This window comes from Novosphingobium sp. P6W (assembly GCF_000876675.2).
GTDB lineage: Bacteria > Pseudomonadota > Alphaproteobacteria > Sphingomonadales > Sphingomonadaceae > Novosphingobium.
Window position 1 is genome coordinate 1,391,993 of the sequence record NZ_CP030352.1, and the last position, 26,081, is coordinate 1,418,073.

At 66.0% G+C, this 26,081-nt stretch carries 17 protein-coding genes and 1 pseudogene; 10 read left to right on the forward strand and 8 right to left on the reverse strand.

What is annotated here, in order from left to right; all coding sequences use genetic code 11:
• Window positions 1-60: 60 nt before the first annotated feature.
• The 4 genes from TQ38_RS06740 to TQ38_RS06755 all read right to left on the reverse strand — a co-directional run bounded on the left by TQ38_RS06740 (window position 61) and on the right by TQ38_RS06755 (window position 3,485).
• Window positions 61-1,059 (reverse strand): 2-hydroxyacid dehydrogenase, encoded by a 999-nt coding sequence (locus tag TQ38_RS06740; RefSeq protein ID WP_043976178.1) that lies wholly within the window; start codon window positions 1,057-1,059, stop codon window positions 61-63.
• A gap of 54 nt (window positions 1,060-1,113) precedes the next feature.
• On the reverse strand, window positions 1,114-1,770 hold the full coding sequence (locus TQ38_RS06745) for a cyclopropane-fatty-acyl-phospholipid synthase family protein (protein WP_043976176.1): 657 nt from the start codon (window positions 1,768-1,770) through the stop codon (window positions 1,114-1,116).
• Window positions 1,771-1,809: 39 nt separating this feature from the next.
• Window positions 1,810-2,793 (reverse strand): DUF535 family protein, encoded by a 984-nt coding sequence (locus TQ38_RS06750; protein WP_052505787.1) that lies wholly within the window; start codon window positions 2,791-2,793, stop codon window positions 1,810-1,812.
• Window positions 2,794-3,029: 236 nt separating this feature from the next.
• Window positions 3,030-3,485 carry a DUF983 domain-containing protein gene (locus TQ38_RS06755; protein ID WP_082057734.1) on the reverse strand — a complete coding sequence of 152 codons (456 nt, stop codon included), beginning with the start codon at window positions 3,483-3,485 and terminating at the stop codon, window positions 3,030-3,032.
• A gap of 86 nt (window positions 3,486-3,571) precedes the next feature.
• Here TQ38_RS06755 and TQ38_RS06760 point away from each other — a divergent pair, with 86 nt between their 5' ends.
• Both TQ38_RS06760 and TQ38_RS06765 read left to right on the forward strand, forming a co-directional pair.
• Window positions 3,572-4,954, forward strand: a complete 1,383-nt coding sequence (locus TQ38_RS06760; RefSeq protein ID WP_043976174.1) for a PLP-dependent aminotransferase family protein — start codon at window positions 3,572-3,574, stop codon at window positions 4,952-4,954.
• A gap of 135 nt (window positions 4,955-5,089) precedes the next feature.
• A pseudogene (locus TQ38_RS06765) lies at window positions 5,090-6,385 on the forward strand (MFS transporter); the annotation flags it as partial.
• 74 nt (window positions 6,386-6,459) lie between these two features.
• Here the strand turns inward: TQ38_RS06765 and TQ38_RS30870 are convergent.
• The 3 genes from TQ38_RS30870 to TQ38_RS06780 all read right to left on the reverse strand — a co-directional run bounded on the left by TQ38_RS30870 (window position 6,460) and on the right by TQ38_RS06780 (window position 11,290).
• On the reverse strand, window positions 6,460-7,443 hold the full coding sequence (locus TQ38_RS30870) for a nuclease (protein WP_043980133.1): 984 nt from the start codon (window positions 7,441-7,443) through the stop codon (window positions 6,460-6,462).
• A 179-nt stretch (window positions 7,444-7,622) separates the two neighbouring features.
• Window positions 7,623-8,765, reverse strand: a complete 1,143-nt coding sequence (locus tag TQ38_RS06775) for a YdcF family protein (protein ID WP_240197979.1) — start codon at window positions 8,763-8,765, stop codon at window positions 7,623-7,625.
• A 38-nt stretch (window positions 8,766-8,803) separates the two neighbouring features.
• Window positions 8,804-11,290, reverse strand: a complete 2,487-nt coding sequence (locus tag TQ38_RS06780; RefSeq protein ID WP_043980128.1) for a TonB-dependent receptor — start codon at window positions 11,288-11,290, stop codon at window positions 8,804-8,806.
• Between the two features lie 129 nt (window positions 11,291-11,419).
• Here TQ38_RS06780 and TQ38_RS06785 point away from each other — a divergent pair, with 129 nt between their 5' ends.
• The 6 genes from TQ38_RS06785 to TQ38_RS06810 all read left to right on the forward strand — a co-directional run bounded on the left by TQ38_RS06785 (window position 11,420) and on the right by TQ38_RS06810 (window position 18,746).
• Window positions 11,420-12,532, forward strand: coding sequence for an ROK family transcriptional regulator (locus TQ38_RS06785; protein WP_043980126.1), 1,113 nt, complete (start codon window positions 11,420-11,422; stop codon window positions 12,530-12,532).
• Window positions 12,533-12,607: 75 nt separating this feature from the next.
• Window positions 12,608-13,546: a rhodanese-related sulfurtransferase gene (locus TQ38_RS06790; RefSeq protein ID WP_043980123.1), complete on the forward strand. Its 939-nt coding sequence runs from the start codon at window positions 12,608-12,610 to the stop codon at window positions 13,544-13,546.
• Complete coding sequence (locus tag TQ38_RS06795) at window positions 13,539-14,165, forward strand: glutathione S-transferase (protein WP_240197980.1); 627 nt, start codon at window positions 13,539-13,541, stop codon at window positions 14,163-14,165. The genes TQ38_RS06790 and TQ38_RS06795 overlap by 8 nt, the downstream gene beginning before the upstream one ends.
• Window positions 14,166-14,260: 95 nt before the next feature.
• Window positions 14,261-15,448, forward strand: a complete 1,188-nt coding sequence (locus TQ38_RS06800; protein ID WP_043980120.1) for a TetR/AcrR family transcriptional regulator — start codon at window positions 14,261-14,263, stop codon at window positions 15,446-15,448.
• A gap of 125 nt (window positions 15,449-15,573) precedes the next feature.
• On the forward strand, window positions 15,574-17,868 hold the full coding sequence (locus TQ38_RS06805) for a TonB-dependent receptor (protein WP_043980118.1): 2,295 nt from the start codon (window positions 15,574-15,576) through the stop codon (window positions 17,866-17,868).
• A 68-nt stretch (window positions 17,869-17,936) separates the two neighbouring features.
• Window positions 17,937-18,746, forward strand: coding sequence for a hypothetical protein (locus TQ38_RS06810; RefSeq protein WP_043980116.1), 810 nt, complete (start codon window positions 17,937-17,939; stop codon window positions 18,744-18,746).
• Between the two features lie 54 nt (window positions 18,747-18,800).
• Here TQ38_RS06810 and TQ38_RS06815 read toward each other — a convergent pair whose 3' ends face one another.
• Complete coding sequence (locus TQ38_RS06815) at window positions 18,801-20,876, reverse strand: TonB-dependent receptor domain-containing protein (RefSeq protein WP_370059798.1); 2,076 nt, start codon at window positions 20,874-20,876, stop codon at window positions 18,801-18,803.
• A 485-nt stretch (window positions 20,877-21,361) separates the two neighbouring features.
• On the opposite strand from TQ38_RS06815, the gene TQ38_RS06820 reads away from it, so the two are divergent.
• Together TQ38_RS06820 and TQ38_RS06825 are read left to right on the forward strand one after the other, a co-directional pair.
• Window positions 21,362-23,896, forward strand: a complete 2,535-nt coding sequence (locus TQ38_RS06820; RefSeq protein WP_043980112.1) for a sulfite reductase flavoprotein subunit alpha — start codon at window positions 21,362-21,364, stop codon at window positions 23,894-23,896.
• 1,048 nt (window positions 23,897-24,944) lie between these two features.
• Window positions 24,945-25,928, forward strand: a complete 984-nt coding sequence (locus TQ38_RS06825) for a DMT family transporter (RefSeq protein WP_113941893.1) — start codon at window positions 24,945-24,947, stop codon at window positions 25,926-25,928.
• Window positions 25,929-26,081: the final 153 nt, after the last annotated feature.

The following is a 26,081-nucleotide window of genomic DNA, read 5'->3' on the forward strand; positions in this document are numbered from 1 at the left end:
TTGTGCAAGTGCGAAACGGCAAGGGCGCCTTGCCTTGCGGTAAAGGCGGTGCGCGCCGGCTCATGCTTGCAGACAGACCGCCTCGGCCAGCGGCTTGCCGTCCATGAAGTCGCCGATGCTGCGCAGCGTGGTGGCGGCGATCGCGGTGAGGGCTTCCTCAGTCAGGAAAGCCTGGTGCCCGGTCATCAGCACGTTGGGGAAGGTGAGGAGGCGTTGCAGTACGTCGTCGTCGATGATCTGGCTCGACAGGTCGTCGAAGAAGATACCCGCTTCCTGCTCGTATACGTCCAGGGCGACGCCGCCGACCCGCTTGCGCTTGAGCGCCTCGATCAGGGCGACCGCATCGATCAGGGCGCCCCGGCTGGTGTTGACGATCACCACGCCGGGCCGCGCGGCCGCCAGCACCTCGGCGTCGATCAGGTGGCGGGTGTCGGGGGTGAGGGGGCAGTGCAGCGTGATGATGTCGGCCTCGCGCAGCAGGACTTCGCGCGGGACATAGCGCACGCCGATGTCGACCAGCGCGGGATCGATCACGGGGTCGCTCGCCAGCACCTCGCAGCCAAAACCCGCCCTCAGCGCGCGGGCGACCAGCGCGCCGATCTGGCCGGTGCCGACGACGCCGGCGGTCCTGCCGTGCAGGTTGCGCCCCACCAGTCCATCAAGCGCGAAGTTGTTATCGCGCACGCGCGACCAGGCGCGGTGTATCTTGCGGTCGAGCGAGAGCAGCAGGCCGATGGTGAACTCGGAGACGGCATGGGGCGAATAGGCGGGCACACGCACCACGGCGATGCCTTGCTCGCTTGCCGCCGTCAGGTCGACGTTGTTGTACCCCGCGCAGCGCAGCGCCACGATCCTGACGCCCAGCGCGGCGAGCTGCTCGATGACAGGCCGGTCGACTACATCGTTCACGAAGACGCAGACCGCCTCGCAGCCCGCCGCCAGCTGCGCGGTGTCACGGCCCAGCGGCACTTCGAGGAAACGCAGGTTGAAACGGTCCTGCCCGGCGGCTGTCAGGAAGTGCCGGTCGTAGGTCTTGGTGCCGTAGATCGCGATGTTCATGGATAGCAGGGTAGATGCGGCCGAACGCGAAGTCGATCAGGGAAGCATCCAGCTCTAGCAGTCAGTCGATATCCATAGCGTCGTGCGATAATGCAGCGCGCTGGACAGCCATTGGCGCTTTTCAGGCATACTGCCGAGGCAGCGCAGCCATCCTGCATCCGCGATCACGTCATCGCATACCGGGTTCACGTAGGCGATGCGCAAGGGGCGGGCGGCATTGACCGTGCGGCGGTTGTGCCTTGCCTTGTCCAGCACTTCGGCGACGATCTGGTGGCCGAAGCTGTGAAACATGTAGATCAGGGTCGTGCCGCTCAGGTCGTGGTCCAGGACATTGCGCTGGAAGAAGGCGATGTCCCTGTCGCGCAGGTGGCTGGTCGTCCGGTTGCTCTGCGCCTTGCTGGCCAGCGCCGGGATCAGTTCCACGCCTTCTGCCCGCCGGGCGCCGCGATGGCTGGCGGCGAAGACCACGCGGCCCAGCCCGCAGCCCAGGTCGGTGACGGTATCGTCCTCCTGCAGCGAGGCCAGGGAAAGCACGTCGAAGATGTCGCGGTAGGGGGAGGGGATATAGTGAAGATACCACTCCCGATCGCCCGGAGCGCCGGAGCCGGGGTGGTGCCCGAACGTACTGACGCCAAGGCGCCGGTCCCATAATTCGTCAGCGGGCTGTAACAGCCTTGCACTGAGATTGCGGTTACGAAGGCCGGCCAGCATGATATGCCCTTCCTGCTTTGCGGGAGCCGGCCGCGGCGATCACACGCGCCCGGCCAGATGCGCCAGGGTTTCGGTCATCCGGCGCGAAATGGTTGCCAGCATGTCGTAGCGGCGCCGATAGAGGCCGCGCTTGCGCGGCGGGATCTGGTCCGGCGTGCGCAAGTTGGCATATAGCGGCAGTTCGAACATCGTCTCGTCGATGCGCACGGCGCCGCGCTCCAGCCAGACGTCGTCGTAGCAGGCCCGCACATCGTTCCGGCTCTGGCCGAAGTAGGGATCGCGGTGCTGCTGGTACGCATCCGATACGAGGAGGATGCGGGACACCGCAAGGCTGGCGCACAAGGTGCGAAACAGTTCGATGAGCAGATCGCGCGGGCGCATGCCGTGGGCTGCGCGGGTCAGTTCACGGTAGCGTTCGAGGATGCCCGGCAGGTCCCGGGGGCTGCGTCCCTGCACCGCGCCGACATGAGCGACAAGGCCGCCATCCTCCTCGCGCAGGGCGAAGGCGATCGAGAAGATGCGGTCGGCATCGAGGAACAGGCTGATGACCATCGGTCCCTCATCCTTGAACCAGATGGCCTCATCCAGCACCAGCCGCAGCCCGGGGTGGACATCGGCCAGCAGGCACAAGGTGACTTCGCGGTCTTCATGCGGATCGAAAAGCCATCGCAGCTTCACCATGGCTTCGTAGTGGGCAAGCAGCTTGGTCAGCCGGGTGCGCGTGTTCCAGTTGGTGGACTGGTAGGGCCTGATGACGGCGTCCAGCATGCTGGGCCGGGCCTTCATGCGCCGGTGGAAGGGAGCGGCTTTGCGCGCGTCGGCGCGGGGGTCAAGCAGGTCCTGATGGCGCCATCCGGCATAGATGAACTGGATGCGCTGCAGGGTTGTACTGACAAGTCCGCCCTTCGCCACGACATTGGATGAACGGAACAGCCACCCGATATAGAGAAGTATTGCCGAAATACTCGACATTGCCGCTACCGGATAGAAGATGAGATATTGTGCGATCTTCAGAATCCACATGAGAGGGTTCTTGCTTCCCCTGTCAAAGGCCTTGCGGTCCTGATCGTTCCTGACGATCAGAATGTTGAAATTTCCAGACTCCTCCGCTGGAAATGGCGGGCTGACGGGTGCGGTTTGTTCATGCCATGACGGTCGCACATCAATCTCAACGTCGATATACGGCTAATATACTAGGCAGATTAAACCATCGGTTCGTCGCACTGTTATCGTGGCCTGGCGGCAGGCGCGGGCAGCGCTCAGTCTTCGGGGCGGGCGGCGCGGGCGTTCAGCTGCGCCCAGAGCTTTTCCGTTCCGGCTTCCTGCGCCTTGTTCACGTATTGCGAGGCGACCAGCCAACCCTTGATGTACTGCAGCGGCACCACGCACCCGATCCCCAGCAGCGGGAACGAGGTCAGCAGGTGGACCCAGAACGGCGGCTCGAATTTGACCTGTAGCCAGACCGCGAAGAACGTCAGCGGAAACGCGACGATGCACAGCGAGAAGAACGCCGGGCCGTCGTCCGGGGCGGCGAAATCGTAACTGAGATCGCAGGCAGGGCACTTGTCGTTCAGTTTCAGCCATTTGCGAAACATGCGCCCCTTGCCGCAGCGCGGGCACAGGCCCTTGAGGCCGCAGTGGAATATCCAACGGCCCTTGCCGGGCGCGGCTTCAGCCTCGGCGGGGGCGGTGGGGGCGAGGTGTTCGTCTGTCATGGCGTCCGTCCGTTTTCGGGTAATGCCGGGAATCGACTATTGCCTCATATGAGTTTTGTATGCATACAAAGTCAATGCAAACATCAATGCAAAAGTGGCTGCCGGATATTGTGGAGGCCGATGGCCCGGTCTATCTGGCGATCTGCGCCGCGATCGGGCGGGATCTGGATAGCGGGCGCCTGAATGCCGGTGACCGGCTGCCTCCGCAGCGCGATCTGGCCGAAGCGCTTGGAATCGATACGGGAACCGTCTCGCGCGCTTATGCGCAGGCGCGGCGACTGGGCCTGATCGACGCCGAGGGGCGGCGCGGCAGCTTCGTGCGGGCGCGTGCCGTGATTGCGGACACCGCCGAAGTCGCGCCGTTCGACACCGGCATGAACCTGCCGCCGATCCCGGCAGACAGCACCTTCGCGGGCCTGTTCACGGCCACCGTGCAGGAGGTGTTGCAAGGACCGGCGGCAGCGAACCGGATGCAGTATCAGCCGGCCGGCGGCGCGCCGGAGGACAGGCTTGCCGGGGCGGCGTGGCTTGCCGCATCGGGCATCGCGGCGGACGAGGACAACGTGCTGGTCACCAGCGGCGCGCAGACGGCGCTTCATGCGGTCGCCAGCGCCGTGCTGGAGCCGGGCGATGCGGTCTGCACCGGGCCGTTCGTCTATCCGGGCTGGACGGCGATCTGCCGTCGGCGCGGCATCGCCATCGTGCCGCTGGCGGCCGACGGCGAAGGCATTGATCCCGATGCCTTCGCGCGGGCCTGCGCGGCATCGCCCATCCGCGCGATCTACCTCGTACCGAGTAACGACAATCCGACAGCGGTGTCTCTCGGGCTTGAGCGGCGCCGCCGTATCGCCGAGATCGCGCGGCGGCATGACGTGCTCATCATCGAGGACGATCCCTATTCGCGGCTTGGGCGCAGCGACGTTCCTTCGCTGGCCGCGCTTGCGCCTGAGCGGACATGGCACGTCGCCAGCCTTTCCAAGCTGATCTCGCCGGCGCTGCGCATCGCGTACCTGCGGGCTCCGCTGCTGCGCGATGCCCTGCGGCTGGCTACGGACACGCATGAGACCACGGTAATGCCGCCGCCGCTGAACATGGCGGTGTGCACGCAGTGGCTGCGCAGCGGGGCATGGGCGCGGCTGGTGGACGAGGTGCGGCTGGAATGCGAAGCGCGTCAGGCCATCGTCGCGGCCGGTCTGCCTGTCGGGTCCTACCGCGCGGACGCGGCAGGGTATCACCTGTGGGTGCCGCTTGGCGAGGAGACATCCGCGTTCGAACTGGTGAGCGCCCTGCGCTCGCTGGGCGTTTCGGTAGTGTCGAGCGAGCAGTTCCGCGTCGATCCGGCCTGCGGCGAGCGCGCGGTGCGGGTTTCGATCGGGGGCAGTCTGGACCGGCAGCGGCTGGCGCGGGCGCTGGGCGTGCTGGACGCGATGCTGCACCACCGCGCGGGCCGGGCCAGCCCGCTGGTCTGAAGCGGGCGGCGGCGGGTCAATGCGCTGCGGCCCGGCAGTGCCGCGATGACGGCTCACAGTCGCATCAATGTAAGAAACCCGCATTAGGAGCCTCAAAGCGTGGCGGCTGCCCGCCCATGCTGGCTGGTATTACACATGCGGTTCCTGACTTCGAAATCCGAGCGGCGCGGCCCTGCGCTTGCGGTGCTGGCGCGCGAGGGGCGGCTGTTCGCCTACTCATCGGGCAATTTCGGCAAGGGTCTGGTCTTTGCCGGGGCCGACCTCACCATCCTGTTTCTGCTGACCGACCTGCTGGGCCTTTCCGCCACGGCAGCGGGCACTTTGATGCTGGTAGCGGTTGCGGGAGACCTGGTGTTCGATCTGCTGGCGGCGCGGCTGGTGATCCGCCAACGGCAGGCGGGCAGGGGATATCGCTGGCTGGTGGTGGCGGGCGCGGTGCCCTGCGCGGCCGCCTTCGCGGTGCTTTACGCCATGCCTGCCGCCGGTGCGCGCGAGGGCTGGATGCTGGCCGCCGCGCTGCTGGTCTTTCGCGGGGCCTATGCGGTGATCGACGTGCCGCACAATGCGCTGATGGCCCAGATCACAACCGACAGCCGCGCGCGCGGCCGCGTCTCGGGCTATCGTTTGCTGTTCAGCACGGCGAGTTCGCTGGCGGTTGCGATGGTCCTTGCTCCGCTGGTGCAGGGGCCGGGCGGGAGGGCGCCTTCGAGACTGGCGAGCGTGGGGATCGTCGCGGGCGCCTTGTTCGCGGTGACCATGGTGGTGTGCGTGCTGACATCCGGCCCCGTCGCCGATCGGCCTGAGGCGGCAGCGCAGGATGCGATTTCGGTGCCGCTGCGCAACCGGCTGGTTCTGGGCATGGGGCTGCTGGCGCTGATAACCGGCTTTGCGGTGCCGACTTTCGGGCGGATGATCCTTTACATCGCCACCTACGTGGTGGACCGGCCCGACCTTGTCGCCACGCTTCTGCTGGCCTTGACCGCCGGGCAGTTCGTGGGGGTGCTGGCGTGGACATCGCTGACCAGCCGGTTCGACAAGAGCAAGCTGCTGGCGATGGGCCACGGCGTCAGTGCGGTGGGCATGGCAGCGTTCGCGCTGTGCCTGCGCTGGCCCGGCGCCTTGCCGGTGTGCGCGGGACTGATCGGCTTCGGGTTTGCCAGCGTTTATATGCTGCCCTGGGGCCTGCTGGCGGATACCGTGGATTTCGTGACGCTGCGCCACGGGCGGCGGCTGGAGACGGGACTTTTCGCCTTCTACCTCGTCGCCGTGAAGGCGAGCGGGGCGGCGGCGACTGCGCTGATCGGCTGGTCGCTGGGTTGGCTTGGCTACGTGCCGGGCACGGACCAGACGGCGTTGGTCGATACCGGAATGGTCCTGCTGGGGCTGGGCCTGCCGATTGCCGGGTGCGTGGCCGCTGTCGTCCTGCTGCGCCGCTTCGACATCGGCCATGCGCGCCATGACCGCGTGCTCGCCGCGCTTTCGCGGAAGAGCACGCGCAAAGGCGTTCAGTCCGGCGCGGAGCCGGTTTCCGGGTTGAACTTCGGATTGGCGAAATCGATCGGCGAGGGCACGACCTTGGCCGGCGGCGATGCGCTTTCGGCCCAGGCGCGGCAGAGCATATCGCGCAGCATCGCCGCGCCCGCGCTGGTGCGTTCATAGACCATCTCGCGCACGTCCTTGTCAGTGAACTTGGCGAAACCGTCGCGCTTTTCCAGCTTGTAGACCGCTTCCATCTTGTCGCCTGAATGGTCGAGATAGGCGAGCACGGCGTCGAACATGTCGCCCTCGATATGGCCGGGCGCGGGGATGCGCGGGGCGATGTCCGCCACGGTCAGGCCGATGCCGTCGACGAACTTGCTTTCGAAGCGGCCGTGGACGGTGCGGTCGGTGGTGTAGCCGTGCGGATTGGCGCCGCGCCAGCCGTCGCTGTTGACCGAATCGTGCATCGGATTGGCGCCGTCGCCGATGTAGTGGCCCATGCGAAACACGTCGAAGGCGCAGTTCTGCTCGGCCACCGTAGCGTCCGTGCCCGCTGTTTGCGCGGCGCGGACCTGGCGCATGCAGACCACGATGCGGTCATAGGCCTCGATCGCGGCATAGGGCAGGGTGCCGGTCCAGCGAACGTTGGTGCGCGCGGCAGTGGCGGGATCGCTGTCCTTGATTTTCTCGTACTGCTTGTAGAGCGCGATCACGAATTCGTAGCGCGAGCGCGGGATCGGCTTCACGAAGGTGAACTGCTCGCGGAACCAGCCGTGGTTGGGGTCTTCCTCGATCTTGGAGAAGTTTTCGGAATCGCCGCGCCATGCGTCGGGCTGGGTGGCCGAGGCGGCGACATAGTCCTCATACTTGCGCAGGAACACCGGGCCATCGGCGGGAATCGCCTCGATCGCGGCGCGGTCGATCACGGCATGGGCGGTCTGGCCCCAGGCGAACGCGGCGGTGGGGGCAAGCGCGATGGCGCTGACGGCGGCGAGGGCGGTGAGGCGCATGAGAGGCTCCGTTTTCAGGTAGATGCTGGCTGGATGGCGCTGACCTTACCCTCCCGCCGTCACCCTGAACTTGTTTCAGGGTCCATTTCGCGGTTCACACGGCGGGCTGTTCGGCACGATGGACCCTGAAACAAGTTCAGGGTGACGGGGTGGGGATAGGGTCAGCGCCGCTTCAGGGATCAGGGGTCCAGCGGGTCGCGCGGGTCGACGCGGGCCGATAGGGGGGAGGGGCTGAATTCCAGCTCCGTGGGGGAAAGGCGCTGGCCGACCTTGCCCGGCTCGTAGCCCAGTTCGGTCAGGTTGCGCTGGACGAACTGGGGGCTTGAGATGGCCGCGCTCTGGCCCGGATTGCACACGATCAGCGTGTTCTTCTCCAGCGGCGCGCCCATCGTCATCAGCAGGCGCGTGGCATTGCGCAGGTTGGTGGTGGTGTGGCGGGCGTAAGGCTCGATCAGGATGGCATCGGCGGGCACGCCGTAGCGTGTCATCAGGGCCTTGCGCATCTCCACCGCCTCGGTGAAGGGCGTGGCGCGCGGGTGGGCGCGGCCGCCGGTGACGATGATGAAGGGCGCGTCCCCGCTCGCGAAACGGTTCGCGGCAAGGCGCAGGTGGTACTTGCCGAAGGGGCTGAGCGCCATGCCCTCCACTTCGGGGCCAACCCCGGTGACGATCATCGCGCTGTAGCGCCAGCGCTTCCAGTCGAGCGATTTCGCGCGCTTCATGGCGGCGGCGTTGAGGCCGCCGGTCAGCGGCTCGAAGCCGATCGCATCGGTGCGGTCGCTGCCGTCTAGCAGGGCGAGCGCGAAGTCCGCGCTGGGGTCGAGGCCTTGCGCTGAATTGCCGCGCGGGGTCTGGGACAGCCACACGGCGGCCTGCAGGCGCGACTGGATCTCCTGCGGATCGACCATGCCGGCACCGTCGATCTGGGCGTAACCGGCAGGCTGGCCAAGACCATAGGTGCGCACGACCGTGTTGATGCCCTCGATCTCGCGGCGGGCCTGTGCGGCGGCGCCGTCATCCGCCGTCGATGCGGATGTCTGCGCCGCATCTGCCAGGGTCCTGGCCAGCGCTTCGGTTTCTGGCGCCGTCCAGACCATGGCCTGCGCAGTGCAGACGAGGTTCTGCGCGCAAGCGTCGCGCCGCGCGGCGCGGGCTTGCAGCATGGTCGCCACTTCCGGCCGCGCCTTGAGCGCGTCGAGAGCGGCAGGATTACGGCCCAGCGTGTCCAGCAGCGGGAACAGTCGGCCTGACAGGCTTTCCGTCACGGTGTCCCTTTCAGCCCCGGCAAAAGCCGGGGCCGACGTGAGGGAAAGCGCAGCCATTGCCATGATCGACGCTGCGGCGCGCGCCGGGCCCCTCATCACCAGGACTTGCCGATGACGAGGCGGAAGTTGCGGCCGAAGATCGGACGGCCGTAGATCGCCTCGGCGCTGCCCTGGCCGCTCAGCGAGTCGGTGCGGGTATTGCCTTCGGTCAGGCCATGGGCGTTGAACAGATTGTCGCCCACCACCTGAAGCTGCCAGGTGCCGCGGCGCAGCGTCAGGCCCGCGCCGACGGTGCCGTAGGAAGGCAGCGCGGTGTTGTTGTAGAGGTCGACGAAGCGCTTGCCCATGTAGGTGTAGCGGCCATAGATCGACACGTCGGTCCCGTTCGTGGTGAAGTCGAAGCTGGGGCGGATGTTGCCGTAGACCTTGGGCTGGCGCACGATCTGGTTGCCTTCCACCTGCTCAGGGTCGGCGCCGGTGGAGCTGGCGAAGTTCTTGTACTTGGGATCGCTGACCGTCAGCGCGCCGTTCAGCGTGAACCACGGCGTTACCGACCATGCACCGTCGAATTCGATGCCCTTGACCTGCGCTTCGCCGATGAAGGGGATGTTCACGTCGTTGCGGCCCGTGGTCGGGTCGAACGCCAGGAACGAGGCGTTGAGCGGGTCGAAGTTGGTGTAGAAGCCGGTGACGTAGAGGTACGAGCGGCCCGAGGCCAGCTTGAGGCCCACTTCGAACTGGTCGGCCTTGGTGGTGATGATGGTCGGGTTGATGCTCATCACCGTCTGCACGCTGGGCGGCGTTTCAAGGTGCGAGGCGCGGCCGTAGACGCCGATGTGGGTGTTGAAGTCGTAGTTCGCGCCGACCGTCCAGTTGGTGGCGTGGGTCTTGAGCTTCTGGTTCAGGATCACGCCGGTGAAGGCGCGGGTGGTGTCGTCGGCCAGGGTGGTCGCATCGCCCAGATTGGCGGATTCGGTCAGCGCGGCCCAGCCCTTGTAGTTGTAGCGTTCGTGGCGAATGCCGGCGTCGATGCGCAGGCCGGGCACGATCTCCCAGGTGTCGTTGGCGTAGACGGCGTACATCTTCGCGTCCGAATCGCCCTGGTTGAGCGTGGCGGCATAGTTGAGCACGCCGTTGTCGGTGACGGTGCCGATCGCGGCGCCGGCGGCGTTGTAGGCCACTAGGTCCAGCGTGCGCGGCTGGCCGGCCACCTCGATTAGGTAGTTCTGGTAAAGCGTCTTGCTGTCTTCGCCGTAGAGGCTGCCATAGAGGCCCAGCTTGATGTCGTGGCTGCCGAAGCCGGTCTCGAACTTCTTGGCGACCGAGAGATTGGTCTGGGCCGAATAGAACTTCGAGTGGATGTCGCGGTACTGGCCCTGCATGACGAGGCCCGAGGCGGCGTAAGGATCATACACGGTGTTCGTCCCGGCCAGCACATAACCGAAGTGGTCGACGGGGCCGAACGCCGTGTTCGCGCGGGCAAGGTAGCCGCTTGCGAAGGCGGCGGGATCGGCCGGGTTGGTGGTGGAATAGAACGCGTTGAAGTCCAGCTTGCCCTGCGTGTACCCAGCCTTGGCGGAGACCAGCCAGCCGTCGAAGTCGCCTTCGTACTGCGCGCCGAAGTTCAGCATCTGCATGTGGCGGCCGTCGGAAAGGTCGCTGTTGCGGCTCTGGATCACGCCGTTGCCGTCGCGGTACTTCAGGTTGACGTTGCGGAAGGCGGGCGAGTTCATCGTGCCTTCGAAATAGTCGATGTACTTGTTCAGCGATTCGCCGGTCAGCGGGTTGTTGGTCGGGATCGGCAGGTAGAAGGCGTTGTGATCGTTGACGTAGTTGACGTTCAGCTTGATGAAGCCGTTGTCCGTCTCGTGCTTGATGTTGGCGCGGATCTGGCCGCCCTTGTCGTTGGTAAAGCCGTTGTCGCGGTAGCCGTCGTGATGGCGGATGAAGCCGCCCACTGCGTAGTAGGTCCGCTCGCCCAGCGCGCCGGCCTGGTAGGCGTCGAGGCGGTAGAGGCCGGTGTCGCCCAGCGTCACCTGCGCCTTGCCGCGCGTCACGTCGCTGCCGGTGACGGTGATGGCGTTGATGATCGCGCCGGAATAGCTGGCGTAGACCGGAGCCGGACCGCCGCGCACCACTTCGACGTGGTCGGTCATCAGATCCTGCTTGAGGATCGCGTCGCCTCGGAAGAACACGCCGTCGTTCTCGTGGAACAGGGGCAGGCCGTCCTGCTGGAAGCTGACGAAGCCGCCGTCGTTGGGCAGGCCGCGGATGCGGTAGATGTTCTGCACTTCGCCGCCGGTGATCTCGGTCTGGAAGCCGGGGAGCTGGCCGATCAGGTCCGCGAAGTTGACCGGGGCGATCTTCTCGAAATCTTCCTGCGACACGGTGTTGATCGCGTAGCTGGCCTCGAAGCGGCGCTGGGCGCGGGTCGAGCCGGTGACGATGATGTCGTCGCCTTGCGCGGCGCTTTCGGCCTCGGCGGCGGGAGAGGCGCTGGCGCTCTGGGCATAGGCAGGCGCGATGGAAACGGTGCAGATCGCGGCAAGCGCGGTTCCGGTGGCGAGAACGGTTTTGAGCATGGGGCCCCTCATGAATATCGGTGCCGCCTGATCGGCGACGGGCCGCCAATGGTCGCTCAATGTGACGTTTTTAATTATTGTTGTGAAAATAAATAATAGGTTCTAGCGGGCCGGCTCAGGAGACAGGCCATGCAGATACCCGCATTCGACAAGGACCAGCGGCGCATCATCCAGGAACTGCGCAAGGCGGGGCCGCTGTCGCGTTCGGCGCTGGCGGCGCGGCTTGAGATCAGCGGCACGGCGCTGACCCGCATCTCGCGCGATATGCTGAACCTGGGCGTGGTCGAGGAAGTGCCGGACATCGAGGTACAGGGGCGCGGCCGCCCGGCGGTTCCGCTGCGGCTGGCCTCGAAGGGCGGCTATGCGGTCGGCGCCACTGCCCACAAGGGCGTGCTCGACATCGCGCTGGTGGACTTCGCCGGAGACACCATCGCCACCCACCGCGAGGATATCGCGCCGATCGACCCGGTCGAATTCGCGCGGCGGGTGCGCATGGTCACGCATGATCTGGTGGACCGGCATCACCTGCTCGGACGGCGGATGCTGGGGCTGGGCGTGGCGGTGCCGGGGCCTTCGCTTTCGCCCGATAACAACCGCTGGAGCGTGGTGGACGACATGCCCGGCTGGCGCGGCGCGCCGCTGCGCGAAATTCTCAGCGCCGAACTGGGCTGGCCGCTATGGATCGAGAACGACGCCAATGTCGCCGCCATCGCCGAGTTCTACCTTGGCGGGCTGATGCGCGATTTCTCGACCGTGGTGGTGCTGCTGCTGGGCTACGGCATCGGCGCGGGGGTGATCGTCGACGGCCGACTGGTGCGCGGGCAGTTCGGCGTGGCGGGAGAAGTGGGCTGCCTGTTCCCCGGCGACCGGCCCAGACCCAGCCCGCTGGACCTGCTCTCCACCTTGCGGGTAAGCGGGTGCGATGTGTCTTCCGTGGCGGAGATAGACCCTTCCGCCGCCAGCCAGCGCCCGGTTATCGAAGCCTGGATGGACCGCGCCGCGCGCCAGCTCGAAGTGGTGAGCAACACTGCCTTTGCATGGCTGGACCCCGGTGCGATCGTGATGGCAGGCGCCTTGCCGGGCGAAATCCTGCAGGGCCTTGCAGACCGGCTGCACCGCGCGGAACTGGTCACCACCGTCAATGACCGGCGCCCTCCGGTGCAGGTATCGAACGTGCACGGCTCGCCGATCACGCTGGGCGCGGCGCTGCTGCCGATCCATGCGCTGTCGGCGCAAAGTTGAGCACGGCTGGGCGCTGCCGGCTCAAACGCACGCCGACACCTTCGCATCGCCGTGCAATCGCGCTATGGGCGCGCCATGCATGACCCAGTTCGCGTGGCCGCCCTGTACCGCTTCACCCGCTTCGAGGACTGCGCCGCCCTGCGCGCGCCTCTCGAAAGCCTGTGCCGCGACCATGGCATCCGCGGCACGCTGCTGCTTGCCCACGAAGGCATCAACGGCACCATCGCCGGCAGCGCTGAGGGCATCGACGCGGTGCTGGCCCATATCCGCACCCTGCCGGACTGCGCGGACCTCGACGTCAAGCTCTCGGGCGCGGAGACGATGCCGTTCCACCGCATGAAAGTGCGCCTCAAGCGCGAGATTGTGACCATGGGCGAGCCAAACATCGACCCGCTGGCGGTCGTCGGCACATATGTCGAGCCGCAGGACTGGAACGCCCTGATCGCGGACCCGGACACCATCGTGATCGACACCCGCAACGACTACGAAGTGGCGGTCGGCACCTTCGAAGGCGCGATTGATCCCAAGACCGCCACCTTCCGCGACTTCCCCGAATGGTTCCGCTCCGAACGCGAGCGGCTGCTGGGTGAGGGCAAGCCGCCCAAGGTCGCGATGTTCTGCACCGGCGGCATCCGCTGCGAGAAATCGACCGCCTTCCTCAAGCAGGAGGGCGTGGAAGACGTCTATCACCTCAAGGGCGGCATCCTGAAGTACCTGGAAACGGTGCCCGAGGAAGACAGCCTGTGGCGCGGCGAATGTTTCGTATTCGACCAGCGGGTGACCATCGGCCACGGGCTGACGCCGGGCAGCCATGCCTTGTGCCACGCCTGCCGCCGCCCGGTGAACGCCGAGGATCAGGCCTCTCCGCTGTTCGAGGAAGGGGTGAGCTGCCCCGCCTGCCACGCCGAACGCAGCGACGAGCAGCGCGCGTCCTACCGCGAACGCCACCGCCAGGAAGCCCTCGCCGCGATGCGCGGGGTTGCCCATGTGGGCGCGGTGCGCGGCGTTGACTGAGCCGGTCCTCTACAGCTTTCGCCGCTGCCCTTATGCGATGCGGGCGCGGCTGGCGGTGATGGTCAGCGGATCGCGGTGCTACTTGCGCGAAATCAAGCTATCGGCCAAGCCCGCCGCGATGCTGGAAGCATCACCCAAGGGGACGGTGCCGGTGCTGGTGCTGCCTAGCGGCGCGGTGATCGAGCAGAGCATCGACATCATGCGCTGGGCGTTGGCCCGCCGCGATCCCGAAGGCTGGCTGGCGCGCGACGACGAGGCACTGATCGCCGCCAATGACGGCCCTTTCAAGCACGATCTCGACCGCTACAAATACCCCGAGCGTCATGAGGGCGACCCGGCCGTCCACCGGGAAAGCGGCGCGGCGTTCCTGCGCGAACTCGATACGCGGCTGGCCGCTTCGCCCCAGCTTTGCGGAGATGCGCGCGGCATCACCGATGCGGCGATCATGCCTTTCGTGCGCCAGTTCGCCGCCGTCGACCGTGACTGGTTCGACGCCCAGCCGCTTACGCATCTGCAGGCATGGCTGGCGGGGCACCTTGCATCGGACCTGTTCGCCGCGATCATGGTGCGCCCCGCGCCCTGGTCGCCGGGAGATGCGCCGCTGGTGTTCGCTGGCTGAGCAGCCCACCGCGCGGCGCTGGACTGGCGGGCGCTGGCTAAGCAGCCCACCGCGCGGCGCTGGACTGGCGGGCGCTGCGCGATATGGATAGCGCCATGACGACCCCCAACGATCGCAGCAGCGCCCGGCCGGCGCAGGACAATTCCTCCATCGTCGACGCCGCGCGCAAGGTCGTGGCGACAAAGGGCCTGTCAGGGATGAGCCTGCGCACCGTGGCCGAAGAGGCAGGGACCTCGGTGGGTTCGATCAGCTACCGCATCGGCGACCGCGCCGCGCTGATCACCGCGATCCTCGGCCGCGAGATCGAGCTTATGGCCGCCACCCGCGTGCAATGGCGTGAAAGGCTGGGCGGGCTCGATCCGGTGGCGACCGGCATTCTGGCCGATCTCATCTGCGAGTGGCTGGACGAGGGCGCGGGCGCACGGCGCGTCTCGGCCACCGTCACCTGCGAACTGGCCCTGCTCGCCAGCCGGGATCCCGCTGCATTTCCGGGCATGGCAGCCTTGCTGGGCGAAGGCGAGGCGCTGTGGCGGGACTTGCTTTGCGCCTCGCCGAAGGCAGGGCCATTGGCACTGTTCATCGCCGACTATTGCCTCGATGAACAGCCGTTCTCGATCCTGCTGGCGGGTGAGACCGACTACCGGCTGCTGCGCCATTCGACCGTGCGGGGGATGCTGCGCGAATCGGGGCAGGGTCAGGCGTGCCCGGGCGATGCCAGCGCCTGGCACATGGCGCTGGTAGACCGGCTGGCGGTGCCCGCCGGCCCCGCGCACGATGCGACCGCGAAAGTCCCCGAGGGAAACAAGGCCGTGCTGGCGGATCATATCGCCGACCTCATTTCCAGCCAGGGTGTCGGCGCCTTGTCGCACCGCGCCGTCGCGCAGGCATCGGGCACGGCGACCTCCAGCGTCGCGCACCATTTTCCCGCGCACCGCGACATTCTGTTCGCCGGTGTCGAGACGCTCTATCGCCGGATGCGCAGCGAAATCCGCTCCTCCAACGCGGCGACGCCCGCCCATTCGGAGATCGTGCGGCTGACTCACGAGTGCGCGCTGACGGCGCTGACGGATCCGGCGGTCCTGCCTTTTGCCATCGATATGCGCCGCCGCCGTGCGGAAAACGTCCACGTCCAGTTCGCGGAGTGGCTGGGCATTCCGGCCGGTTCCGACCGGGCGCGGGTGCAGGCAGCAGTGATGGCATCGATCGGTGCGCGGCTGCGGGCCATGGCGACGCAAAGCCCGCCGCAGACCGGGCCGGACCTGGTTCGCTCTTTTCAGGAATGACGGTACGTTTGTTTTGAAGTGGCATAAATAGGCGATCTTAATAACAGCACGATTGTCCTGAAAGAGTCATGAATCGCCTCTAGAGGCGCGCCCTGAAGACCCACGGTCAACAGGACGGAACTGACATGTCTGCTTTGAAGCGAAAGCGCTCTCTCCACCTTCTCTCGACGATTCTGGCGGGCGCGCTGGCGCCGTGCTGGGCCATGGCCGCCCATGCCGAAAGCGCCGCCGCCGACGATGCGGGCGCCGATGCGCTGCCCGAAATCACCGTCACCGCAGAGCGCCGCGCCGAGAGCAGCCAGAAGGTGCCGCTGGCGATCCAGTCGCTGACCGGCGAGGAACTGGCGCGCACCGGCTACACTTCGGTCACCGACCTGCAGTACACGATGCCGGGCGTGCAGTACGACCCGACGCAGGGCGCCGCGTTCCAGATCCGCGGCGTGGGCAGCACCTCGTTCGACTTTTCCAACGCCAAGTCGGTCAGCGTCGTCGTCGACGACGTGGTGATGGACGGACAGCGTGCGAACGGCCTCACCGGCCTGGTCGATATCGAGCGCGTCGACGTGCTGATGGGTCCGCAGGGCACGCTGTTCGGCAAGAACGCCACCTCGGGCGTGATCGCGGTGACCACCACCAGGCCGAAGATCGGCGAATGGTCTGCCCGCGCCAGCGCCAGCTTCGGCGAGCATGACGAGCGTATCCTGAACGCCACCGTGAACGTGCCGCTGGGCCCTATCGCGGCGCTGCGCGTCTCGGGCTTCGACCAGGCGTTCGACGGTTTCGGCCGCAATGTGACGCTGAACCGCAAGGTCGGCTCGCAGCACGAATACGGCGGCCGCGCGCGGCTTTATCTGGAGCCTTCGGACAATTTCAACCTGATCCTTTCGGGCGACTACGCCTATCACTGGGACAGCAGCGTGCGCACGCCGGTTTCGGGACAGTCCGCCGCCGTGACGGCGATCCTCAACGAGCTGGGCGTCTATCCCGGCCCGAAAAGCGCCGACACCGCCGACAGCTCGTTCGGCCAGATCAAGACCGAGGAGTGGGGCACCTCGCTGCGCGTCAACGCGAAGATCGGCGATCATGAACTGACTTCGGTTACCGCCTACCGCGTCACCGGATACGATAACTCGACCCCGGCCAGCCTCACGCCTTACGATCGCTATGCCTATATCCCGTTCAACCTTGGTCAGCTGGATACCGACAAGTTCAGCCAGGAAGTGCACATCGCTTCGCCTACCGGCGGTTTCCTGGAATATGTCGCCGGCGCTTTCTACAACCGTCTTCATGCGCGCCAGACGCAGCTGCAGTGGTCGACCGGCGGGCAGCCGCTTTACAATGCAGCGGGGACCCCGCTGCCGACGCTGATCGCGCTCACCGGCGCCATCGGCGAGGCCGGCAACACCTCGCTGTTCGATTCCGTCAACGAGACGATGGCGGCGTTCGGGCAGCTAAAGTTCAACTTCACCCCGCGCCTCAGCCTGTCGCTGGGCGGGCGATATACCCACGACAACAATTCGCAGAGCATCGATTACGTCACGATCAACCCGGTGACGATCGCCGGCTACACCCCGAACTTCGTGGCATCGAGCGCGGCCCCGGCCTTCAACAATGGCCGCGTGAAGGGGAACAACTTCTCGTTCCGCATCGCCCCGCAGTTCCAGATGACCGACAACGTCATGCTCTATGCGACGTATTCCACCGGGTACAAGCCGGCCGGCATCGCCTTCGTCGGCAACAAGTACGCGCCTTATGAGGACGAGACGGTCAAGGCCTGGGAAGCGGGCATCAAGTCCGAGTGGTTCGGCCGCCGCCTGCGCCTGAACGTCGATGTGTTCCGCTCCGACTTCAAGGACTTCCAGGCCACCATCCTGACCCAGATCCCCGACGGTTCGGGCGGCATGATCAATGCCACCGTCATCGGCAATGCCGGCGGCCTGCGCACGCAGGGCGTGGAGGGCAGCCTGGTGGTGCAGCCGATGCGCGGGCTCCAGCTGTCGGGCGCGGTGACGTATACCGACGCCAAGTTCACCGACTATGTCTATAACGCCGCCACCAACTACACCGGCAGCCGCCTGACCAATTCACCGGAATGGTCGGGCACTGCCTCGGTCGATTACGATCATGAATTCGGCTCGGGCATGGGTTTCAAGGCCCACGCCGACTACGCCTATCGCAGCGAGTACTGGACGGTGGTCGGCCAGCCCGCCTATTCGAACGTGGCGGGCTACGGCCTTGTCAACGGGCGGCTTAGCGTGACTTTGCCCAACCGCAATGTCGAGGTCGGCGTCTATGCCCGCAACCTGTTCGACAAGTACTTCTCGACCGGCTGGCAGCAGTACGGCCCGCTGGGCCTGCTGCACTACACCTCGCCCAATGCGCGGCGCACGGTTGGCGGTTTCGTCAACGTGAACTTCTGATCGCCCGGGCCGGACCGGATACCCGGTTCGGCCCATCATCCCTTCTAAGCATTTTATCGGAGACGTTCATGACTACGCGCCGCGCGCTTCTTGCAGGTGCTCCGACGGCCGTTCTGGCGACCCAGTCGGTGTTCGCCCCCTCGGCACTGGCTGCGGCGCTGGGGGATGCCGGGGGTGCGGGCGCCGATACCCATGCCCTTGAACAGATGATGGCCAGGACCCTGGCCGGTGAACTGGGCGACGGCGGCGTCGCCCGCCAATTGGCCTCGCACATCACCGAAGCGGGTTTTCGCTGGGAATATCCCACGTTCCCCGTGCGCGAGGCGGACAGCGTGGTCGCCTATGCATTCGGCTATCGTTCGGCCACCGGCAAGGTGGACCCGAACACCGGCCTGTCGGACGGGGCGGAGAAGCCGGAGCCGGGTCCGGTCAACGCAATGTTGGCCGATGCCGTCCATGCGATTGCCAAAGTGCGGCCCGTGCGCGTCTATGCGCAGTGGGAAATCGCGCAGGTCCTGGCCGGGAAATACGGCATGAAGGATGTCGTGCCGATCCATCCCGCCAAGGGGCCCGGCGGCAAGACGATCTATCTGAGCACGGACGGCGTTGCCAAGGCCGTGGTGGCCCATGCCGGATCGGCGCAGGCGCTGGGCAAGGTCGCCGTCGTCGGCCACCGCGATCATGTGAAGCGCTGCGTGCTGGTCTCCCGCGAAAACGGCATGGCCGCCGCAGTGGCGCGCGAAGTGCCGCTGCCCGTGCAATACGATCCGCAGTCCGCCCAGCCCTGGACCCGGCGCCGCGACGCCTACCTGTTGACCGACCTGATCGCGCAGCTTTCCATGACGCGCGGCCGGATACTGTCGGAACTGGCAGGGTAAGCCGGAGTATGCCGGCGGCGGTGCATGAGACACCGCCGCCGCTTCTACCGCGGGTCAGAAGTCCGCCGTTGCCGAAATCCAGAGGCGGCGGCCTTCCTGGTTGATCGAATAGGCGGGCGTGAACACCGTGGCCGTGCCGCTGGCATAAGGCACATAGACCGCATAATCGGTGTCGAGCACGTTGTAGACCGTGGCGGCAAGGCGGAACGCCGGGGTGATCTGGTACGATCCGCCAAGGTGGAACACTTCATAGCTGCGGAAATCGCCCAGCGCGGTCTGCTGCGCGTTGCTGCCACGGTAGCGGCTGGAACGGATCTCGGCGCGGGTCCACACGCTGGCCTTGTCGCCCAGCTTCCAGCGCAGGTTGCCGTTCACCATGTGCTTGGGAATACCCACCAGCGGCAGGCCCTTTTCGGCGCCGCTGAGCTGCTCGGTCTCGGTATAAGTGTAGTTCACGGAGAGCGAGAGGGCGGGCGTGAAAGCGAAGCGGCCCGCTGCTTCGACGCCGCGCGTGCGCGCCTTGTCGATGTTGACCGACTGGCCGAACAGCTCGGCATTGGGGAAGTTGCCGACATCGAAGCAGCCCGCCGGCGGATTGCCCGCATAACCCCTGAACGTGCAGTTCGGAATGCCGGGGCCGCTGGCGATCTTGTCGTCGAAGTCGTTGTTGAACAGCGTCACGTTGCCGCTGAAGAAGCCGTGGCTGTCGTAATAGATGCCCGCCTCGTAGCTGGTGCTGGTTTCCGGGGTCAGGCCCGGCGTACCGATCAGCGGTGTGCGTCCCTGGTTGCCGAAGCCGATGATGCCGCTGGCGATCTGTTCGACGCGCGGCGTCTTGAAGCCCCGGCTGACGCCGCCCTTCACGGTGAAGTCGTCATTGACGTTCCACACCGCGTATGCGCGCGGCGACCATTTGGAACCGAAGGTGGAGTGATCGTCGTAACGCGCGCCGCCGGTCAGGTTGAAGCCGTCGATCACGGTGAGGGTGGCTTCGGCGAAGCCGGCCCACTGGGTGAACTCGAAGGGCGCCGGGGCCACGCCGTCGATCATGCGGGCCTTCCAGTACTGGCCGCCCACGGTGAAGGCGACGGGGCCTGCCTTGCCGGCAAAGCGCGAATCGACGATGTCGTTGCGCGCCTCCAGGTTGCGGGCGCTGCCGGGCACGGCGCCGGGGGTGCCGTTGGGGATCAGGCGCCCGATCGTCTCGGTGTCGTTGCGGGTCAGGGTGGTGTCGAGCTGGCCGAAGTCGCCCATGCGCCAGGTATGGGCCGCGACATAGTTGGTGCGGTTGAACTTCTGGCGCGGCGCATAGCCGCCCGAACCCAGCGTGCCGAGCTGGCCGCCGGAGTTGTCGTAGGACTGCTCGTTGCGGTCGAACTCGATCCACAGGTCATGGTCGGCGTGGGGGGTGATGCTCAGGCGGCCGCCATAAGTGTAGACGTCGGACTGGACCGGGTTGCGGCCCAGCGTCAGTGCCGGATCGCCGGGAATGTCGATGCTGGAGCCTTCGCGGTGGAATACGCTGCCGCGCAAGGTCAGGCCTACCAGGTCCTTCACCAGCGGGCCCTGCGCAAAGCCGTTGATCGACTGGATATTGCCGAAACGGTCATCGCCCTGGATCGTGCTTTCGGCAGAGGCGGTGCCGACCCAGCGGCTGCCGACCTTGCGGGTGATGATGTTGACGACGCCGCCCATCGCGTCCGAACCGTAGAGCGTGGACATCGGACCGCGCACCACTTCGATCTGCTCGATGGCGGAGAAGGGCGGCATGAAGCTGGTCGAGGTTTCGCCGAAGCCGTTGGGCGTCACGCCGCCGGGCGCGTTCTGGCGGCGGCCGTCGATCAGCACCAGCGTGTAGTCGCTGGGCATGCCGCGGATCGAGATGTTGAGGCCGCCGGTCTTGCCCGCTTCGCCGCCGACGTCGATGCCCTGCACGTCGCCCAGTGCCTCCGCCAGGCTGCCGAAGCGCTTGTCCTGCAGTTCGGCGCGGTCGATCACGGTGATGCTGGCAGGGGCCTCGACGATGTCCTGCTTGTAGCCGGCCGCGGTGACGACGATGGCCGATCCACCTTCGTCTTCGGCTGCGGCTTCATCCGCCAGGGCAGGCAGGGCGACGAGCGACAATGCGATGACGCTGGCTCCGGCCCCGCTCCTGAAGCGGCGGCGGGCAGGGCGATTGGTTGAGTTGGACACGTTTGAATTCCCCCGAATAAGCAAACCGTTGCGAGTGACTCGCATTTGCACGGCGGCCAGTGAGTTCGCGGTGAAGGGGTGTCAATTGCAGGGAGGCTGTAAAACCGCCCCGGAAATGCAATATAACGATCGGCAATATCTGGTGCGGCAAGGCGCAATATTGATGCAACAAAGCATTGCCGGAGACGTCATCCATGCGGGTTCGATGGACCTGCGGGCAGGGAACCGGCCTTCGCGGTCACCCCGGCGCCTTATCCGCCGGGCACTGACGAATTTGCGCGAACCGGATTGCAACACGTTCGCAATAGCAATATGTGCAGCGCACAATGGACGGTCCCGCAAAGGCCGCCCGTATTCCTACCTCGCACCGGCCGCGCGCCTTTCGGCCGGTTCGGCTTCGAACGTATTGCAGCAGAGATTTGATGACACGGCAGATACTCTTCCAGGTTCACTGGTTCCTCGGGATCACTGCGGGGCTCGTGCTGGCGCTGATGGGCGTCACCGGCGCGATGATGAGCTTCGAGCATGAGATCATGGGCGCGATCAGCCCGGGCGTGGTCACGGTCGTCCCGTCTGCTGCGCCTCGCCTGTCTCCCGATGAACTGATCGCCCGCGCCTCGGCCCAGCGCGGCGGCCTCAAGGTGAACAGCCTGCTGATGGAGGGCGAGCCTGGCTATGCGCCCAGCCTCTCGTTCGAACCCGAGCCCGGCAAGAAGGGCAGGGGGAAGAGCAGCTACGTCGATCCCTATACCGGCAAGCTGCTGGGCGAGGCGCGCGGGCAAGCCGTCTTCAGCTTCGTGAGGACGCTGCACCGCTGGCTGGCACTGCCCGGCGGCGGCAATGGCATCGGCCGCCAGATCACCGGCTTTTCCGCGATCGCGCTGGTCTACTTCGCGCTTTCGGGGCTCTACTTGCGCTGGCCGCGCAAGCCGCTGGACTGGCGCGCGTGGCTGGTGGTCGATTTGCGGATGTCGGGCCGCAACTTCTACCGCGCGCTACACGCGGTGGTCGGCGGCTGGGTGCTGATCGTCTACCTGCTCAGCGCGCTGACGGGCCTATGGTGGTCCTACGACTGGTATCGGCAGGGCGTCCTCTACGCGCTGACCGGCGAAGGCGCGCGCGAGGAAAAGCACGGCGACGAGAAGTCGGCCAAGGGCGAGCAGCCCGCGTTGGCTCCGGCATGGCGCAGCTTCCTGAAGGTGAGCAACGGGCATTTCGAGAACGTGCGCATCGCCGTCCCGCAAGGCGACAAGCCGGTGACGTTCCGCGCCCTGCAACCCGGCGCCCGCCATGAGCGGATGACCGACGAATACAGCATGGACAGCGCGACCGGCGAAGTGGTGAAGACGGACCTCTATGCGCAGCGCTCGCTGGGCAAGACGATCACCACCAGCATGTACGAAATCCACCGGGGCGCTTTCTTCGGCATGGCCGGGCGGATCGTGCTGCTGGTTACCAGCCTGACGATGCCGCTGTTCACGATCACCGGGTTCCTGCTTTACTTCGCGCGGAGGCGCAAGAAGAAGGCCCTGCGCGAACTGGACGCGGAATTGCCTCTGCACAACGGTGGGCCCGTGCCGACAGGCGGGCCCTCCGACACGATCATCGTCCACGCCAGCCAGACCGGCGGGGCGATCCGCATGGCGCGCCTCACCGCCGCCGCGTTCGGCAATGCGCCCGTGGTGGCGCTTTCCCAACTGGACACCGCGCAGTTGACCGGCGCCAGGCGCGCGCTCTTCGTCATCAGCACGTATGGCGAAGGCGAACCGCCCGACACCGCGCGCGGCTTTGTGCACCGGACGATGACCGCGCCCGCCCCGCTCGCGCATCTCGACTATGCGGTGCTGGCGCTGGGTGACCGCGAATATCCCGATTTCTGCGCCTTCGGCCATGCCGTCGATCACTGGCTCCATGCCGGCGGCGGCCAGCGCATGTTCGACATGGTCGAGATGGACGGCGATGACGGCGATGCCCAGCGGCAATGGCAGCAGCAGATCGTCGCCATCGGCGCGCGCAGCGACCTGCCTGACTGGGAGCCGCCTGCCTATGGCCGCTGGCGCCTGGCGGAGCGGCGCCATCTCAACCCCGGCAGCCAGGGCGGCGCGGCCTTCCACATCGCTCTGGAGGCGCTGGACCAGGACGGCGAGCATGACTGGCAGGCGGGTGACATCGCCGAAGTCGCCCCGCGTCATGACCCTGCGCGGGTCACCGCATGGCTGGCGGCAGCGGGCCTTGCCGGCGGCACCGAGGTCGACGGCATGACGCTGGCCCAGCACTTGTCGAATGCGATCCTGCCCGAACCGGGCGCGGGCCTTCCCGCCGATCCCGAAGCGCTCGTTCGCGCGCTGCGACCCTTGCCGCACCGTGAATATTCGATCGCGTCGATCCCGGCGAACGGGCGGGTGCACCTGCTGGTGCGGCAGGTCCACGGTGAGAATGGCGGCCTTGGCCTCGGCTCGGGCTGGCTGACCAGCCTTGCCCCCATTGGCGGCGAGATCGCGATGCGCCTTCGTGCCAATGCCAATTTCCGCCCGCCTGAAACCCCCGGCCCGATGATCCTGATCGGCAACGGCACCGGCCTTGCCGGGCTACTCGCTCACTTGCGCCAGCGCGCAGTGACGGAGGAAGGCCCCAACTGGTTGCTGTTTGGAGAGCGCAGCGAAGCGCTCGACGCGTTCCACGACGAGGAATTGCAGACCCTGCGCGCGGCGGGCGTTCTGAACCGCCTCGACCGTACCTGGTCGCGTGACGGCGACGAGCGCCGCTATGTTCAGGCTGCCGTCGCAGAAGCGGGCGCGGATATCGAACGCTGGGTGGACGACGGCGCCGCGATCTTCGTGTGCGGCAGCATCGAGGGCATGGCGCCCGCCGTCGACGCCGCCTTGCGCACCGCACTGGGCGACGACCGGGTGGAAGCCATGGTCGACGAAGGCCGCTACCGCCGCGATATCTACTAGGGACGGGAAGCGATCATCCGCCGCCACGCTGAAGTTTTAACGATCGCAATGCAGTGGGGGCGCTTTTTGGTGGTAGGATGCCACTATCATTTTCATCGGAGTCAACACCCAGCAAGTATCTCAGGTGCCTAGCCTGTCCACCCAGAGATTGTGAGCATCCCGTGCCGCTTGTAATAAAGGGTTAGACGAAGATCCGATTCTCAGGATCACACGGTCACGCCAAGGTCCGTGCCACCAGCCGCGTCGTTTCCCAAAGATGTGAACTGGTTCCCTGACCCTTAAGTCGAGGAATGCCGTGCCTTTCATGTAGAACGCATTCACCGCATCCACGTCAGACCAAGAGACATACTCAGGCCTGTTGAAAGGTAGGTAGATGCCGTCTGTCGTGATGACCGCAAGAGGAGACTTTCTGCATTTCCAATAATACCGTGTCTGCCAGAACCCAGTGTAGGAAAGCCCCAGCGAGATTAGTCCAAAGATAGACACTCCGAAGCCTACGGCTAAATCACCAGTCCAGAAACCTACCGTGCTTAGGCCGACGCACAATAAGCCGATCGGGAAGAAAAATAACCAAGCTGGTAGGAGCAGGATGAAAAAAGCCAGCAGCCAGCGGTTCCGTTCGAACGATCTCCCGCCAACGTGTTGCCAGTGCGTTGGGCTGGTATTACCGCAACTTTGCCGTTCAAGCATCTGAGCCGAAGTCTCTCAATCGTCCTTTGAGGCGACCTTCTGTCATACGCTACTTAATGTCTGGTTAGGGGCGGAACCTGCTAGTCCGCTTTCGGAAATGGGTTCGGTATGCCGTAATGGCCCAAATTGGTAGAAAACTGTCGTTTAACAGTTTGTGAGAACTACTTTTTCTCGGCTTTAAGCTTATTTTCTTCGGCTTTGCGCTTCTCCTTGTCGAAAGCATCGGGAACGCGGGCGGGCGAGGCAGGTGCTTTGGCCATTGCCGGGTTTTTGTTGCATCGAGGCGGCAAATCAAGAGCACATTGCTTGCGCCGATGATGATAGTACCCGCAGCGAACCCGATTACGAGCATGAACCGATGACGCCCGCGCCGAATAGCCCCGTCCTGAATGGCAGATCCAAAGGTAACGGCACGGCGGCCGGCGTCGCCTGCGGGGTGGGGGCGGGGGCGCTGTGGGGGCTGGTGTTCCTGGCGCCGGAACTGGCACATACCTTCAGTCCGCTGCAACTGACGGTCGGGCGCTATCTGTCATACGGACTGATTGCGGCGGCCTTGCTGGCACCGCGCTGGCGCAGGCTTGTGCCCCGGATCGGGCGGCGCGAATGGCTGTCGTTGATGTGGCTCTCGCTGGCCGGCAACACGGTCTATTATATTCTGCTGGCGAGCGCGGTGCAGATCGGCGGCATTGCGATGACGTCGCTGGTGATCGGATTTCTGCCCGTTGCGGTGACGATTATCGGCAGCCGGGATCATGACGCGGTGCCGCTGGGGCGGCTCGCACCGTCGCTGGCGCTCTGCATTGCCGGGGCGGTGTGCATCGGCTGGCAGGCGATCGCGGCGCCGGCCTCGGGGTCGGTGACGGCGCAGCTTGCCGGCCTTGCCTGCGCCATCGGTGCGTTGATCTCCTGGACCGGCTATGCGGTGGGCAACAGCCGCTGCCTGGGCCGTCTGGGCGACGTGTCGGTCCACGACTGGAACCTGCTGACCGGGGTGGTCACCGGCGCGCAGAACCTGCTGTTGCTGCCGGTCCTGCTTTTGATGCCGACGGCGGCGAACGGCGCGCGGGAATGGGCGACGTTCGCAGGTGTCTCTCTCGGCTCGGCAGTGCTGGCCTCGATGGGCGGCAATGCGCTGTGGAACCGGATGAGCCGGCTGCTGCCGCTGACCATGGTAGGGCAGATGATCCTGTTCGAGACCCTGTTCGCGCTGGTCTACGGCTTTGCGTGGGAGCAGCGGCTGCCCACCGTGTTGGAGGCGGGCGCATTCGTGCTGCTGGCGCTGAGCGTGATGTCGTGCATCGCCGGGCACAGGAAGCCAGCGGCCGAGCGGCCTGCGAGGTAGTACCCAGCCTTGCGCCTGATGCGGCGAGCGCAGGCAATCTGCCTGTCGTCATTTTCCTACACGCCTGCGCGCTGCTACATTCGCGCAGGTTCTTTCACATCGTCGAAAACACGCCCGCTAAACCGTTCAATGAACGTATCCACGCGCATGACT